Annotated in this window: 5 protein-coding genes; 4 read left to right on the top strand and 1 reads right to left on the bottom strand. The window is 43.5% G+C overall.

What is annotated here, in order from left to right; translation table 11 throughout:
* Positions 1-52 precede the first annotated feature (52 nt).
* From CCS41_RS07280 to CCS41_RS07270, 4 genes are all read left to right on the top strand, one after another.
* A complete protein-coding gene (locus CCS41_RS07280) occupies positions 53-2,032 on the top strand; it encodes a hypothetical protein (RefSeq protein WP_072549604.1) in 1,980 nt (659 codons plus the stop codon).
* A gap of 262 nt (positions 2,033-2,294) precedes the next feature.
* Positions 2,295-6,167 carry an ankyrin repeat domain-containing protein gene (locus tag CCS41_RS07275; RefSeq protein ID WP_072549605.1) on the top strand — a complete coding sequence of 1,291 codons (3,873 nt, stop codon included), beginning with the start codon at positions 2,295-2,297 and terminating at the stop codon, positions 6,165-6,167.
* A gap of 22 nt (positions 6,168-6,189) precedes the next feature.
* Positions 6,190-6,330: a hypothetical protein gene (locus tag CCS41_RS15635; protein ID WP_162860027.1), complete on the top strand. Its 141-nt coding sequence runs from the start codon at positions 6,190-6,192 to the stop codon at positions 6,328-6,330.
* Positions 6,331-6,364: 34 nt separating this feature from the next.
* Positions 6,365-16,321, top strand: a complete 9,957-nt coding sequence (locus CCS41_RS07270; RefSeq protein WP_119797447.1) for a C80 family cysteine peptidase — start codon at positions 6,365-6,367, stop codon at positions 16,319-16,321.
* 67 nt (positions 16,322-16,388) lie between these two features.
* On the opposite strand, the gene cysB is transcribed toward CCS41_RS07270, so the two are convergent.
* On the bottom strand, positions 16,389-17,363 hold the full coding sequence (cysB, locus tag CCS41_RS07265; protein ID WP_072549607.1) for an HTH-type transcriptional regulator CysB: 975 nt from the start codon (positions 17,361-17,363) through the stop codon (positions 16,389-16,391).
* Position 17,364 lies beyond the last annotated feature (1 nt).

Raw genomic sequence — 17,364 nt, 5'->3', positions numbered from 1 at the left:
TTAGAATATGAGTCACTAGAATTATATACATTACCAAACGAGGTTAATAATTATGCCATGGCTACAATCCTTTCGTAGGAATACAGGAAAACCATCTATTGTGGGCACTTCTTATACAAAAATTAATGAAGAGAAAGGAACTGTATCTGCATTATCTCGTAAGTTCATTGCTGGAGGGCAATCAACTGAAACCCCCTCTACAAAAGAGCGAAAATCGAAGTTTTCCGGGATAAAAAAATTCTTTAATAGGATGTGTGTGTTTTTTCTAAGAGCGTCTACAAAGCCTGCGGGTTCTACAGGGCCTGTAGCTACAAAGGCTACAGAGCTTACCCAACCTACCAAGCTTACTCCTGCCGAGGAGAAAAACTTGCAGGCAATTTGCGACAGAGTAAAACAGCATGTAGAAGACAAAGATACTGCTGGATTATTCAGAAAATCACCACCACAAGATGCATTCAAAAATTTTTTGGGACGTTTAGACAAAGGAGAAGTAAAGGTGGATGAATATGATAAGCTAATCTTATCTTCAACGATCAAAGATTATATAGGTAAATTGTCACCTATTACAAAAGAAGTACTTGAGGAAATGGAAGAGAAACCTAATGAATCAGCTGTCATATTTAATAGAGCAATTACAAATATGAAGGGAGATGAAAAAGAGATATTTAAGACATTGATGAAAACTATAGATCATTGTTACGATAAGGCACCCGATAATGATAAGGCACCCGATAATGATAAACAATTTAATAAATCGTGTCTATATAACATTATAGGTATGCCGCTTTTTAGTAAATGCGAAGTAACATTCGAAAAAGTTAAACGCTATCCTGAACTAGTGAAAACTCTGTTGGAAAATAGGGCATCTGCAAACCGGGATAATGAGTCAGAGGCAACAGAGCCACTGACAGCTAATACTAATGAACAACTTATTGATGCACTTATTGGTGGATTATCCAGATCTGGCCAGCCACCTCTTCAGGCTGAGACACCGGATCACGTTATTAAATCTGCTCCGACAGTAGAAGGACCAATCATCCCTGAATTTGAAAACATTAAACATAATGCTAGAATGTATTTAACGTCAATACAAACAGACCAGCAAATCATTGAAGAAAAGAAAGAATATATAGAAGAAAAACAAGCAGAGATACTCACTAAAAATCTTTCAGAAGATGAATCGACTATAGATGACCAGAAAAAGGAAATGCAAAATATTCATGAAAGCATTACTAGAAATGTTAAAGAAATGGAGAATATTAAAACAGAAATAGAAAAATCTGAAAAAAAAGCCCGATCATTTATGAATGAAAAAAAAGACGTGTCTAAGGACATCATCGACAGGCACATTGCTAACGCAAAAAGATCCCTGGATAGAATTCGCACATTATTCTCTGAAAATGAAGAAAAATATAAAAAATTACATAGTATTAAAAACAAAGTAAATACTAGATTGACAGAGTTAAGCTTAGGTAACAGCTTGCGTAACAGAATAAAGACTATTATGGATGGATTTGAAAAAATTAAACATGATGCCACAAAGCATTCAACGTCAATACAAACAAAACAGAAAAGCTTTACAGAAGAGATACAAAAAATAGAACAAAACCGCAAAAAAATAGAACAAAAAAAGATAGAATCAGAAAAGAAACTAGAAAATCAACTAGAAGCTATAGAACAAGAAGATAAAAAACTAGAAGAACTAGGATCAGAAGAGAGAATAAAAAGGCTACTAGCTAGCAAGCTTTCAAGAAATACATCGACCATAGATGAAAAACTAACGACTATAGATAAAGAACTAACGATTATAGATAATGATCTAAAAGAAAGGCAAAAACTTCTTATAATCGCCACTAACGAGGATAAAAAAATAGAGAGTGTTATGAAAAAAATAAAAGAATTTGAAAAAATAGCCGAATTATTGATAACTGATGAGAGCATCGACCACGTGGCTAAAGCCGACAGATCTCTGGCTGAAATTCACGAATTACTAGAGAAACATAAGAAAAATTACGCGGCTCCAGCAGCATAACTGATTCCAACCGGGAAGTATTCAACATCCCGTGTCAGCAGAACTGGCTAAATAATAATTTAGCCATCAAATCTTCCTTGAAGTAAATAACGAATTGTGACAATGCCGAATCCCCGTTATGGGTCGGCATTGTCCATTTACACTGTGTATTGAGAATACCCAAATTTAGTATTTTACGTTATTATCCTGATTCTCAAGGTTTCGTTTGACGCCTAATTGCAATAGAAAATTTATGTCACGTAGCTAATTAAGGATGATTATCATGGCAAATGCCAATCGGGAAGGTATTACTTTAGAACAGTGGACATGGTTGGTTCAGTGGGTTAAACGCATTGAACCAGGCTACTCATCAGCCGAGGCAGAAGTATTCCTCGATCAGTTTAATTATGCCAGAACGACTCGATTTAACGATTATCAATTGATGCTACAAGGGATTGAAGAAAATCACGTTAGCCCCGCCTTAGTCAATCCCGGCCTAGAAAATAATGGGCATCATACGTCTGACAGTTGGACAATTGTAGAAGCAAGCGTCGTAGAACGGCAGGATCAACCGGCGAAAAAAGTAAAAACCGACGTCCCCGTATCTTCCCAACCGCCCTTCTCTGCAGAGCCTCCTAAAGCAGACACCGTGCCAGTCACAGCAACCCCAGCCAATCCCAACCGAATGGGTATTCCTCCCAAAAAATGGGTATCGTTAATTACAAGGGTACAAAATATTCAATCCGGCTATTCGCACGCTCAAGCAGAAGCCTTCCTCGACCTGTTTAATTTTCCCGAAAATACCCGAATCAATGACTATGAGCAGCTGTTGCGGAATATTCAGGAAAATGGCTTGAGCATAGTTCGATTAGAGCAACAGCAAAGAGAAAGGAATCGTGCATCTGCTCGCATCAGTGTTCCCACACCAGTCTACTATATGGGAGGAGAAAACCTTGCTGATGCGACGAATACTGGGGATGCCATTGGCGCTGCTGTAAACAGCTTTAAAGAATCGGAGGAGTATCCTCAATTTTTGGCACAATACCATCAAGCTATTGATAAAATCATTGCATTTTATATGGTCAATGTTGACGATCAAGCAGGCAAAACTCTGGTCAGCCACAATTTTGAGGAATTTAAAAAGAAAATATCAGACAGTGATCATCAGAACAGCCATCGCTATTACCAAATGAAAAGTGTGATTGAGGAGATTGCTCGGCTATTGGCACTCCCCAATACCAAAGAAAATCCACTTTCCCATAAATTAGCCGAAATTTACGAGTTGGCTGACAGGATCGCACACTGTGCTGATGGTGCAATCTCAGACATCTTAAGGGCCAGTGCAAATCTGTTCGCGCCTGGTGCAGATTTACTGAGTAGCATGCATAAAACAAGGGAAAAAATAGCGCACAGTACCCTTAGAGAATTTATGGTTTATAAAAGAATAGGCAATAACGTACACACCTTTAATGCATTCTTAGATCGCTTCAATGAACAACTCGGCATGCCGGCCAGTCAAGATCGCTATAGAAATCTGGATGCTGTTACCCAAACACGGGTTGAAAGTTGTCAGCGAAAGTTGATCAATGCGCTGACACCGTATCGTATTACCTATGAATTAGCCAACGCGCATCTGAGCTTTCTTCTGAGCAAACTGGGGGCTGATGCGCTCGCTAACTACGACAAAATAGATGAACTTAGGCTGAGCCTGGATATAGAGGATCCGGAAGAAGGTTTTAAACCCGGTTATAAAAATCTCGATACATCTGCCCTTTTCATCGAGAATAACGGTGGATATCAGCTACGACAGGATCCCCTTTTATTACAGATAGAAATGGCAAAAAAACTCTCGCGTGCCAGATCAAGCACCATTTGGCCAAGTTGGTCGATCGAAACCGTGGATAATGGCCTGGGAAAGACATTCCAGCGAATAGGTGATCTATTTTGGCAGGAAATTGAAGGTGAAGTGATCCTGCCCACGATTAAAAGTATCGGTAATCGTATTAATCAGATCGCGCCTGAGCAATTGATACGAATGATTGAGCAAGCCAATGCAGGAGATGCCGCATTATTCGACATTAATCCTCAGCGCCTACATGCCGCAACCGGGCAGCAAATCGCATTATTTTTCGCAAAATTAGGCGATGTACGTGGCCTTAACTACGTGATAGCGCACAATAACTGGTTTAAAAACTTAGATACCAACCCATTGGTACCGATTATTTTACAGTTTCCTCCCACCGCATCGGCTAACCTGCCCACTTATTTATTACATCATATGTCACCTTCTGAACTGACTCAGTTTCTAGAAAAATTGGGAGTTCAAGGCAGTATTGACTACGTGATCAAGAATTTCAGCTGGTTCCGGCAGTTAGAGAGTAATCCACTGGTACCCGCTCTTTTAACCTTACCGCGCGATAGACTGGTGACAATTTCCAGTGAGTTATTTCATCATTTGACCACCGAACAAGCCACTCAATTTTTTACAAAATTGGGCGTTGAGTATGGTGTTGCTTATGCAACCAAAAATTTTGATTGGTTCCAACAACTCAATAGCAATCCACTGGTACCGGCTCTTTTAACCTTACCGACCCATCAATTTACCCAGGTTTCCACTGAGTTATTTCATCACATGACTTGCCAACAAGCCACTCAGGTTTTTTATAAATGGGGGTTTAATGCCAGTGTTAACTATATTAGAGATCACTTGGAGTGGTTCCAGCAATTAGAAAGTAATCCATTCGTACCGCTTCTTTTGAAGAGTACCCATAAAGAATTGATTACATTTCCGCCAATATTGTGGCAATTGATGACAGTGACGACACTGTATGATTTTTTTAAGCAACGAAATGATCCCGGTGCAGCGGCTTATATAGACTATTACATCAATGGCTGGCCTCATCACAATAATCAAGGTACTGACAGTAAAGCTCATCCTATTCAAGATATTAATCTCAATGCGCTGCTGTTAAACATTGTCTTTATAAAGGTACATACGATACATAATAATGTCACAACCTATCCGATTCATTACCTTAGCCGGTTATTTATCTTAGCCAGCGAAGCTGAAGATCGGCAAACAATAGAGTTATTGCTACAACAATCCGAGCTCGATTTAAAACAGAGTCAATATGGTCATGTTGAGAATCCTTTATTTGTGGCAATAAGAAAAGATTTGACCTGGTTAGTTCTTATGCTGTTGGCAAAACATCCATTGTCAGATTATCAGGATGCAGGTCGGCACAATGTGCTATTTTACGCGATTCAAAATAAAAACTTGCAGATACTGACAGCATTATTAGATACCGGGGCGGATGCGAACGAAAAAAATTTACTAACCAATACCACTGCCTTGGAACAGGCTGTTTTATCAGAGGATCCTCGTCTGGTAAGCAAGTTGTTAGAGCATCATGCTAAGGATGATTCAGCTAACGCATTGATGCTCGCCATAAAGCAGGGAAATATCACCATGGTGGAAGCCCTGTCGGCAGCAACGATAGAACACTATTACCACCACATAAAGCAACAAACCAGTGTTTATGATCGAGCCTGGTCTTTAGCTCACGAACAGCCCTCATCTGCTGACATCATCAAGATCCTCGAACAGAATAAAGCACATTTAGCCAAGATGCTCCCAGCGCTGACTCTATCCGATTTGTTTCGCTATGGTGTGATGTCCACTACTGGACTGCAATCCCCTATTTCAGGAACCGAAGTCAATCCACTTAGCTTACCATTGTATGCAAGTATCCAGGCTACCCTGGCCAAGCTACATGAAACAACAGGTAGTGAGCAGATCGAAACCGCTTTTATCCTGCTAAATCAGGTTAATTTTTCTCTGAATAGGCCCTTTGGCAATATTTCCAGCAACATGGTATCAGTCATATCAAGACTCCAGACTCAAATCGATCATATACTCTTTGCTAATCTGGCACCCGACTCGATGAAAGAAAACCTGCTCGCGCTTACAGAAATTCAACCCGCGCTCGCAGCTGATGTATATCAGGCCCTGTTGCAAAAAACACCGGCTACCCGACTATTTTTCATGAATTTTATATTCAACAGGATGGCAGAAGATCTTTACTTCGACGTTCCAATAAAATTCCGTAAAACAAATCCTTTTTCTCTCTCTACACAGAAATTTTTGGGAAATTAGGCTAGACGGTTTTAATGGTCAGGTGCCGAATGAAGAGGATCTGGGCTTTAAGGCCATTTACCACTTCCCGTTTGATGAACAATTTAATGGTTTTGAGACGGCACTATCGAAAGAACAGGCACAGGGTGAACTAAAAAAAATTAAGATCGATACACCTGAATAAAAAGAGAACGAGAATCAGAAAATTTATTGATGCTTTGTTAGCGAAGCTAGAGCTGCGTTCTGTTGGTGATCAACGTAATCCCGAAAATCGCAGAAATTTCTTCTTCAGAGATATACGAAACCATCGACGTAGAATGTTGGCCACCTACGGTGATAAAGCCCACTTACGTAGGGAACAAAAAGCACGAATAACGCAAATAGAGAAGATGTATCGTAGTATTTACCATACAGACGTGGCGATCTGGGATCAACAGTATTCAACTGAAGCACTGAATCGACTGAATCAGCAACTTACTCAACAGCCAAATGTGCGAGAGCAGTTGGCGTTCTTACTAGCAGAGCGCCAAGGTCTGCTGATGAACAGTCATAATGGTGATTATGGTTATCAACGTAGTGATTACGTCACTACTGCTTTTATTGTTCAGCACATGGATACGCTTAAAGAATTGGGTATTTCCATTCTTGGATTGCCTTTAGACAAAGTGACCCAAACATTTATTGACCATTTCCGACGCAATCCCAGACAACCAATCTCTCCCTATTTAAAATCCGTATTGAAAAAGGAGGGTTTGACTACCCTATTTATTGCCGCCTGTCAAAAAGGGCTGAAAGTGGTTGCTTTGGGGCAAACCTATCAGCCTTACGCCGAAACCTATATTCAGGGTGTAGCCAATACTTTGGCAGAGGAAAAATTAACATCGATACCCGTGGGTGAAAAATTCATTGCTATTGGTGATAGCCACCTTTTGTTATCAAGTGCGGGATATGATCGCTTCTTACCGGGTCTTGCTCATCGCCTAAGGCTACCTGTACTACAAATCGTCAATAATCAACTGTCGATCCAACCTGATGATATTTCTAGGCGTATTGCCAGTGTTGGCTTACATACATCAGGCCCGGCAAAACGAAATAATGTGGAAAGCTGGCAGAAAATAGAGGTAAGCCCCCATGAACGAAACAGTCAAACAAGGTTCGACGGCATCCTTATCCTACAACTGGAAGATGATGCCGAAAGTATGAAAGCAGCCGCCAATCTGGCAGCTAAACATCCTGATAAATCCGTATTATTTCAGTGTGATAAGCATGGAAATTTGCGTTGGGTGCATGGTAACCCATTTGTACTGGCCGGTAATATACGTTGGCATTTAGTCGGTCATGGGCGTGGTGGTACAAATGATCACAATCATACATCGTTAGCGGAGTACTCACCCTTCGAGTTGTATCAGGTCGTAGAACAGGTTCGTAACAAGCTAAGTATTAATTATCATATCCAGGGAGTCGTACCCCATGAAATTGTCTTGATGGGATGTGGGCTGGCCAGCAGTGACATCGAATCTGAGGATTATAGAACGCAAGTTGACACATTACTGAACCGTCGGCAAGCAGGACAATCAACAAAAACGCCAATTAAAGTGATAGCGTATCGAACTACCCTTGATGTTGACCGACAAGGTCATAGGCGTACGCTGGAGAACCCACATCGGTTACAACGTAACCGCCATGAAAACAGGATGACGTCAGGAAAGTTGGGTATGACGTCGGCACAATGGTCAAATGTGATCAGCTGGGTTCAGCGTATCGATCCCACTTATTCGCATTCGCAAGCAGAAGTATTTCTCAATCAGTTTAATTATTTCGTGGAAACACGCCTGAGCAATTATCAGCTTATGTTACAGGCTATCGAGCAGAATGGCACCAGCCTGGCTTCGATCAGGCCGGGTCCTACGGATAGCAACGGTTATCATTTGCCAACAACCTGGACAATTGTAGAGGTTGCCGCCACAAGACAACAGTCACCCAGGGTATCGTTAGCTATTCCTCAAGAAAACGAATATTGGGCGCAGAAAGTGAAGGAAGAATTTTCCTCCTTAAAAAAAGGCAAACAGCAAGCATTCAGAATGTTACGGATATTGTATCCAACAGAAAATGATATCGAAACACTGTGGAAAAGTTTCAATCTGTCAGGCGAAGCACGGCAGCAGTTTGTTTTTGAATTGACAAATACGGCAGTCCTTCCTTCATGGGCACAGCAGTATAAAATTTCATCACTGGATCCCAACAACCTGCAACGATTTGATCATCTTCGTGCTGTCACTGATCCGATTATCGCCAGGCTGCAAAAATCAAACGAAGGAAGCGTTTATGAAGATGACCGCCGAGCAATTTTTGATTTTAGTGATCAATTTATTACCTCATATGCTGCTGCTAGAGGCTATCAAACCAATCAAAAACGGGCCTTTTTTAGAACAGATATCAGCGGGGTATTTCGTGGTGATCATCGTACTCCCTATAAATTAGCACTAGATGAAAAAATGTTGGCATTTGATGACAACCATGCACAACGTCATACTACCGACACAACACTCTATGCAAGTACTTCTTATCAGCATGATGCTGTACGATACGGTTATGGAAAATTCGTCTACCTAATTGATACACGAGGTTTAGAGGCTGTTCCGGTAGCCGATAACGTTGTGCTCAATCCGAAAAATTCAACGACTGGCAATCTTACTGTTTCAGCCGAGGTTTACATTTCTGTGCCCAGCACTACAGGGATCCCATCCAGTCGCATATGGCTGGTGGACTCGGAAGGTCAAGAAGCGGTCAATGTTGCTGATCTTGCCGAACATTTTTATAACGATCTCATTGATCTTGAAGAGGAAACGTTACAAGGTAAAAAATCAGAAATCTATGATCGGCTATTTTATAAAGCCCGTCATAAGGGTCTAAGGCTATTGGATATTAGCGAAATAACTCAGCCAGATGCCACACAAAACATTCGTGACTATCAACACCCCCACTACCAGCACGTTGATCAGGGCTTAAACGCCCTCGGCTCGGCTAAACGCGAAAACGTTGACCACTGGATAAAGCCGGTAGTGAACATTGACAACACCCATACCGCTGGCGAAGGTAAAAAAAGTCGCATCATTATTCAATTGGAGAATGATGCTGAAAGCAAACGATCAGCAGGCGATTTGGCGAGTAAGCATCCAAACGAATCTGTCATCTTTCAGCGTGACGTACAAGGAAAATTGCGTTTGGTGTACGGTGATCCAGACACGCTGGGTAACGAATTGTATCTGCTGTTTGTCGGTCATGGTCGTGGTGGCGAGAATGATGCACACAATAATAGCACCTTGGCAGAGTACAATGCTGCTGGACTGGCGGAGGTCACGCGGCAAATGGTGGGTGTGCTAAACACGCAATATCATCTCCATCGTCCGATAAGTAAGCTAATTCTTGTGGGTTGTGCGCTGGTCAATGATGATCAAAACAGCGGCTTTTTATTTGAATTTGTGCCCAAATTGCTTGAACAGGGTATAAAACCAACCACCCTCGTCGCTTACTCCGCCGAAATAAAGATCAGCAGGAAGGAGAGTGCACAAGGCGTCGGCCATAAACACCGTATGTCAGCAGATACAGAAGACAACCGAGCCAGCGCTGTGAGACTGAGTCTTACGCTTGATGCTAAACAAAACAACTATTTTCCCACGATTCAGAACGAGACTCAGAACGATTTTGCTGTCCGTCTACAACGAGTGATGACGATTGTCAACGATCTAACCTCTCAACAGATACAACTTGATGCACTCAATGCCCAGCAACAGCACGACCTGGCAGATTTTTTCCATTATCCCGACGGGGATCTAAACGAAGAACGAGTACATCAACTTATTACCCATGAGCAGGATTATAGATTGTGGCGTAACGAAGCCGAACAGCTGCTACAATTGCGAGGGGTGCATCGGCAGCTGTCGGCATTGAGTGGACAAACGGCGTTGGAAAAGACGCAGGCTTGGAATAACCACCAAGTCCACAGTATTACCGCATGGCAGGAGATAACCGATGGCATCAATGGCATTAAAATCGATCTTGCCCCACAGGCATTGTTTATTGGTGACAATAGCCCACAAGCGCACGCATCGGCAACCGCAGCCGCACTGGGCTGGTTACATAGTCGTACGCAAGGAGAAAATGTAAGCCAGCATTATCTTAATGGACTGAATACTTACGCTGAGATTAATGAACATCACACCGATGGCCCACTTTCTGACAATGATACCCTTCAGGTACAAAAATTCCGCTTACTGTTTGATGCTTTGCGATCCACTCCTGACAGATCCCCCGATATTTTTACCCGACAGGCATTACCGACGACCTATACTGAGGTTGCTGAGGGAAATTATTTATTAAAAATCGGCCAACATGCACTGACACTTTCTATTAGCCAAGATGAAACAGGATCACGTACTTTCGATTTGTACGATCCTAATGCTGGCGCGATACGTATCCGTGGTTCCGATACCAACCAGAACCAGCAGACACTTCATGCCGCCTTGCAAACTTACCAGGCTCATCTGAATAATAGCCCGATGCAAACAGTGGATAATCCGTCTGTTCCGGTGTTATATAAAGTGGATATAGCGGCTGCCCGCAAACGCTTCAGCACATTAGCACAGCTGAAAACCTTGTTGGATGATTTTAAAAGTGAGTCGCAGCGACTGGCAACAGCGGGAAATATGACCCTCAGCAATGTTGCGATTTCCGTCCGCATATTAGGGAAAATGGGGGCAAGAATAAAAGGTAAACCTTTTTCTGTGGCTCATCTTACTCAGCTTACTCCATCGGAACTCGCGGACCAATTGCATTTTGATGTAAAAAAACTCTCTCGCTACTTGCATCAGGCCGATTACACCGATACAGCGACCCAACAGGCAGTGCGTTTTTTGAAGCAACAAATCATGGTTAAGGGAAATACCGAAAGTCTATTAGCACCAAGTCATCACGCGACTGCTGCCACCAGTGCACTTGAGCAATTAAGAATTATTGATCAATATGTTACTCTGATCCCGCTCGACGAAACTGTGCATACTATTCCTATCCCTGTTGATCCACATAAAACAACGCAAATAAGAGCAACACTACAGATCGAGCCGACGCTCGGAACGGCAGTGAAAAATGTACCAATCACCACAGGTTGGACAAAACTCAATCGTATCAGTGGCCATGTCGGCCGTACAATGCAAGGTTACGGTTATCTGCGAGCGCTAAGAGACATAGCAAAATATGATGCCTTGCTGAAAAATGACCACCTGAGTGTAGAACAGAGAGAATACCTCACCTTTGAAAAAAATCTAGCGCTGTTTTCCCTGACCAGCAACATCGCAATTGATTTGATACAAGAAGGTTTCGGTCTATGGAGCAGCCGTCTGGCTCAACTCGGCATGCGCTCCGGCTTTAAGTTACAACTGGCGCGCTTTGGTGGACCGGTTCTCGGGGTGCTTTCCAGTGGCTTTGATATCTACCAGGCTTATCGTGCATTCACGCAGCTGGCTGTCACCACTGACCCAAAACTTCGTCAAGATTTGCTGGTAAACGGTTCACTTTCAGTCGCCGGTGCACTGGTTAGTATCGGCGTACCTGTCGCTTTTGCCATCGGTGGCACCACAGCCAGCGTGGCCGGACCTGTCGGCTTGGTCATTGGGGCAGCATTATTACTTGCTGGTGGGATTTATTCTGCCGTTCGTGAGGTGGAAGACATCAAAAAAGTGGTTCCTTTAACCGATTGGCAGACTCTCCGTAGCGGTTGGCTCGCCTTTTGGAATCAACATCAAGATCCCCATGTTGCCAATTCGTTGACACGTCACCAAACAGAACAGGAAGCAGAAAAAACCATCAAAACACAGCGAGAAGAGGAGGCGCGCAAGCTACTCAACGCGAATATCAACATTGAAACCCTTTACCTAAGCTTAGGTAAGCCAAAGTTAATCAAACACCATTACAAAAAAATCGTCGCGAAAGACTTGGCGGATAACGAACACAGTATACGGGATCATATTCCCCTCACAGAGGACCCTACAAAAACAATGCACGCTGAAGCGGCCAGATACATAACAAAACATTCTGCGCCTATGGTAGATCTCACCTTCAAAGAAGGACCTACGGTTGTCAACAGTAAGTACACTTATTTTACTTATAGCTGGCAAGAAACGGACGATATCGTTAGTAGTGGCGTAAAAATGCCAGGATCTGTGCTACAAAAGTCATTTATTGGTGCATTCAGACAGGTAGGTCACTTTATCAATGGAACAGAAGACGAACACGCGGCGCTGAAAAGAGAGTTGGCATGCTTAAATCCGCTGCAAAATGATTATCGTACAGTAATGGGAGACTTCAACGGGGATGGTGCTCGTGATATCGGTTATCTCTCTACTCAAGGCTTTTATTTATTACTGTCTGATAAGCAAGGTCGTTATACTGAACGGCAGCATATCGCAGAGATCCGCTTAATAAGTGGTTTGACCGTACGCACCTTGGTAGGAGATATCGACGGTGATAAACAAGACGATATCGTTATCCTCATCGAGAGCCAATATCCTACGCGTATTTTGCTGGCAAAAGAAAACGGCCGTTTTATTGAAACATTCCCACAAGGTGTGCCCGTTCCCCCCTCAATCAATATCGATGCAGTTCCCGTATTGGTTGACATCGATCAAGATGGCCATGCTGATTTAGTCTCCTTTACCCGCAACATAATCAAATCCGGGGTTCACAACGTAAACCGACTGGATGGTATCAACATCAGTTATGGCAAGAAGACCGGTGAATTTGATCAGCCTCATGTACTCCCATTCTCGGAGTTAGCCATAGCACAACCTGCAGTCTCTCAATATACCCATCGTGTTGCCGGCGATATCAATGGTGATGGCTACGGCGATATTGTCTCACTGACCGCAGAAGGAAAACTGTATACCCTGTTAGGTACCGGAAATCGAAGAAACCCTTTTGTCGCACTGGCAGAACAACAACATGCAGGGATCACTCAGCTGGCTCGGGATTTTAATACGGCGCAAGTACAGCTAGGTGACATGAATAACGACGGTTTCGCTGATTTAATGGTTATCCAGGCTAACGGCCGTTACACCCTGGCTGAGGGAAAAAAAGACGGCACATTTGGTTCTCCGCACACAGATACCGGGAGTAATGAAACAGGCAGAACACGCCCGAACAGATTAGCAATACGAGGCGAACAACATACATTGGGTATCGGTCAAGATGAAAATGGTCAGAACCAGCTGTTATCACTCAATAAGGCCGGTGTGATCAACGCCCATAGCCTGACTAGCACACTCATCAAAGAAACGGTAGCCTGGTTTAGTTTGGGTGGTGGCAAGGATACCGTGACAGGCCAAACGACACAAAAAAATGTCTTCGAAGTGGGCATTGGACCAAAACAATTTACTGGTGGTCGATTGGCAGACAGCTTTTTATTAATGGGGCAACCTGCACCTGATGATGAACGCGACGCCAGTGTACTTAATGGCGGCATGGAACCAACGGAAACCGGCACGTTATCAACAGATACAGACGATAGGGTGATAGGTGCCGCCGCATTGAAAAATGGAGAAGGATATGACATCAATCTGGTTGAAAGGGTAGCCCGCTATAGAAAAAGCAAAAAGGTCATTACCAACTTGCACAATATCGAACATGCTTACGGACACCGTGAAACAGATGACACCCTGGTCGGCGACGACGCTGATAATCAGTTAAATGGTATGGGCGGTTATGATGTACTACGTGGAAACGGCGGTAATGATAGATTGACATTACAAGAAGGGCTTGCCATTGGTGGTACAGGCATAGATAGCTACCATATTTTGCAACATCAGAGATCTGAAGAAGTCTCCGTGGTACTGGAGGAAAGCACGAGTAGGCAGGAATTAAGTAAAATTATACTGGATTATAAGGCCGCTGCTATCAATAATATCTCATTGCAAAACGGTGATGTAGAGTGGGCATTGCGTAATGATAACGGTCACATTACTCGATTAACGTTGCGTAATATGTATGCTGTTAGTCCCGACGGTAAGCAACAAAACCTGCAACATAACTATGTCCTCTACACAAATGATGGATTGTGCCTTACTGGCTGGCCAGCCACACTGAGCCAAAACCCAGACACCAGTTGGCCATCACTGACGCCGTTACAAGCACAGTATGTGATTGCTCATGACCAAAGCCGTAGAGTACATTTGATGGCGGCTCCTCCAGAACAAATCAAAGTTGAATTACAAACAAGCGAAAGTCTAGGACGGATTGATGTCAAGGTTAACGGTCAATCTGTCAGTAATAATGAAAATAATGCGCCCACTGTTTTGCCAAACTTTTTGCAACTGTCGCTAGTCGGCACAGAATTTAGCACTGCAGTACAGGGAGATGAAAAAGACAACCGGTTATCGACAACACCCTCAGCAGGAGATGAAGACAATAGCCGCACCCGTATCGATACGCTGGTAGGTAAAGGAGGGGCGGATCAGTATTTTATTGGCAGTGGTACACGCCACGTTATCATTGATAACCAAGATGATCACAACAACACCGACAAGGTAGCGGCACAGGATATGTTGATCTTACCCTGGTCACTCAAAGAAACTTGTATAGATCAACAGGGTGACGATATTGAGCTACGTCACTATCAAACACCGGGCATCTATCCGACCATCCGTATTCTCAACTTTATGCTATCCGAACGTTATCGCCATCTCTTGTTACAGGGTAAAGGTGGCGCTTTTGAACCGCTGCTTATCAATCCACAAAAACAGGTTACCGTTGGACAAGCGGTTGCCACAGAGCAAAATGATATTATCCTGATACGCCATGAAACAGCATTGATCGATAAAAAACTAAACTTACTGGCTGGCAATGACATATTCAGTGATCTCAGCGAAGGTGGGTATCATGTGCAAGGTGGAGCAGGTAATGACTTCATCGCATTTGAACAGGGTGATAACATTCTAGAAGGCAACGCCGGCGACGACATCCTAAAAGGTGGTGCCGGCAGTGATAAGCTATACGGTAACCAAGGTCACGATCAGCTTGATGGTGGTCAGGGAGACGATGAACTTAACGGTGGCGAAGGAGACGACACTTACCGTTACACGCTCGGTGACGGTCATGATGTCATCCATGATAATGCAGGTAAAAATAGCCTACAGCTATTCGGTGATATCAGCCTAAGCAGTATACGCACGCGCAGAATGGGTCATGATTTACAGATCATCTTCACCGCTTTGGATAGCAACGGTGACGATGATGAGACTCAAGCCATCACGCTAAGTAATGGCTACCATAATCACGTTATCGATAGCATCGAAATAGCCGGCAAGTTTTATACCGTTGATCAATTGAAGGCAAATACCTGCATACAATTCACTGCTACAAACAACAGCATACACGGCATTCGAGGAAAGACTGGCGACGATCGATTAACCGGTGGTGCGGGGATCGATTGGATCGACGGTGGAGCAGGAAGAGACTGGATCGACGGTGGAGCTGGCGATGACGAACTTGATGGCCAATCAGGAAACGATCAGCTTTATGGTCGTCAGGGCAATGATAAACTCAATGGCGGAACCGGTAACGACTTACTTGACGGTGGTGAAGGCAAGGATTTACTCGGAGGGGGCAAGGGAAATGACCAACTCTATGCTGGCAAAGGAGATGACATGCTGGTTGGAGGTGAAGGGAATGATTATCTCCGTGGTCATGAAGGAGATGATACTTATCTATATTGGAAAGGAGATGGCCACGACATTATCAGAGACAGCAACGGTGCCAATACCGTGAAATTCTCGGGGCACCACTTTACGCTAGAAAATTTTCTGTTTAAAACTATTGCAAACGATCTGATCATTTTTATACTCGATGGTCAAGGTCGTGTTGATGGCAGCGTACAGGTCAAAGATCAATTCAGATCGTCATCTGATGGCACAGTAAAAATTAAAGTGCAAGAACGCGAGCTTACCCGTAAGGATATTCAACAGCGAACAGCACCCTGCTCTAGCGACAGTGTTGGCTATCAGTACCTGACACAGGCAATAGCGGCAATGCCTACAGAAGCCTCGATGCAAGCGGCATCAGAATCAATGTTATTCTCTGCTGCCCCTCGCCAACAACCGCTAGCCACATCTAATGCAGTGATTTAACCCCAATGGCCTCTCTTTCGATGAGAAGGAGAGGTACATCATCATTCTAAATGAGGCATTTTTAACTTCATTTCACCGGTAATGTCATATCCCTAAACACCGCTTCTATGTCTTCATTGGAACGTAATGTCAACACGCTATCAACCAGATCAGGGGTTAAATGTGGTGCAAAACGCTGAATAAAATCGTACATATAACCACGCAGGAAGAGACTGCGGCGAAAACCAATTTTAGTGGTACTGCAAGTAAATATATTTTGGGCATCAACAGTCACCAAATCAGCATCTTGTAACGGATCCACCGACATATTAGCAATCACACCCACACCAAGACCGAGGCGCACATAGGTTTTAATCACATCCGCATCCGTCGCCGTAAGCACAATACGTGGGGTCAATTCGGCAAGATTAAATGCCTTATCCAGCACAGAACGCCCAGTAAACCCGAAAGTGTAAGTGACTATCGGATAGGCCGCCAGTTCTTCAATTTCAATATTTTTTTTCCCCGCTAACGGATGATCTCGTCTGACGACGACCCCTCTATTCCAGTGATAGCAGGGCAGCATAATCAAATCATCGTACAAATGTAGCGCTTCCGTGGCAATGGCAAAATCAGCATCACCCTTAGCAACGGCTTCAGCAATCTGAGTAGGTGATCCCTGATGCATATGTAAAGACACGCGGGGGTAACGCTGGATAAAACCTTTAATCACCTCTGGCAAAGCATAGCGAGCTTGAGTATAGGTCGTTGCAATACAAAGTGAACCCTGATCAGGACAGGTATGTTCCTTGGCAACCGATTTGATCGCTTCTATTTTCGACAGTACTTCACGGGCAATGGCAATCACTTCTTGTCCAGCTGTCGTTACCTGCGTTAAATGCTTACCACTACGGGCAAAAATCAAAATCCCTAGTTCATCCTCCAGCATTCTGATTTGTTTACTGATACCCGGTTGCGAGGTGTATAAACCTTCGGCAGTAGATGACACATTCAAGTTGTGCTTAACCACCTCAACAATGTAACGCAGTTGCTGCAATTTCATA

The sequence above is a fragment of the Candidatus Fukatsuia symbiotica genome (assembly GCF_003122425.1).
GTDB classification, from domain to species: domain Bacteria; phylum Pseudomonadota; class Gammaproteobacteria; order Enterobacterales; family Enterobacteriaceae; genus Fukatsuia; species Fukatsuia symbiotica.
This window is presented reverse-complemented; position numbering and strand designations above follow the sequence as displayed.

Bases quoted from the DNA above. Each gene is read 5' to 3' on its own strand.
- CCS41_RS07280 (WP_072549604.1), top strand. From the start codon at position 53: ATGCCATGGCTACAATCCTTTCGTAGGAATACAGGAAAACCATCTATT.
- CCS41_RS07275 (WP_072549605.1), top strand. From the start codon at position 2,295: ATGGCAAATGCCAATCGGGAAGGTATTACTTTAGAACAGTGGACATGG.
- cysB (WP_072549607.1), bottom strand. From the start codon at position 17,363: ATGAAATTGCAGCAACTGCGTTACATTGTTGAGGTGGTTAAGCACAAC.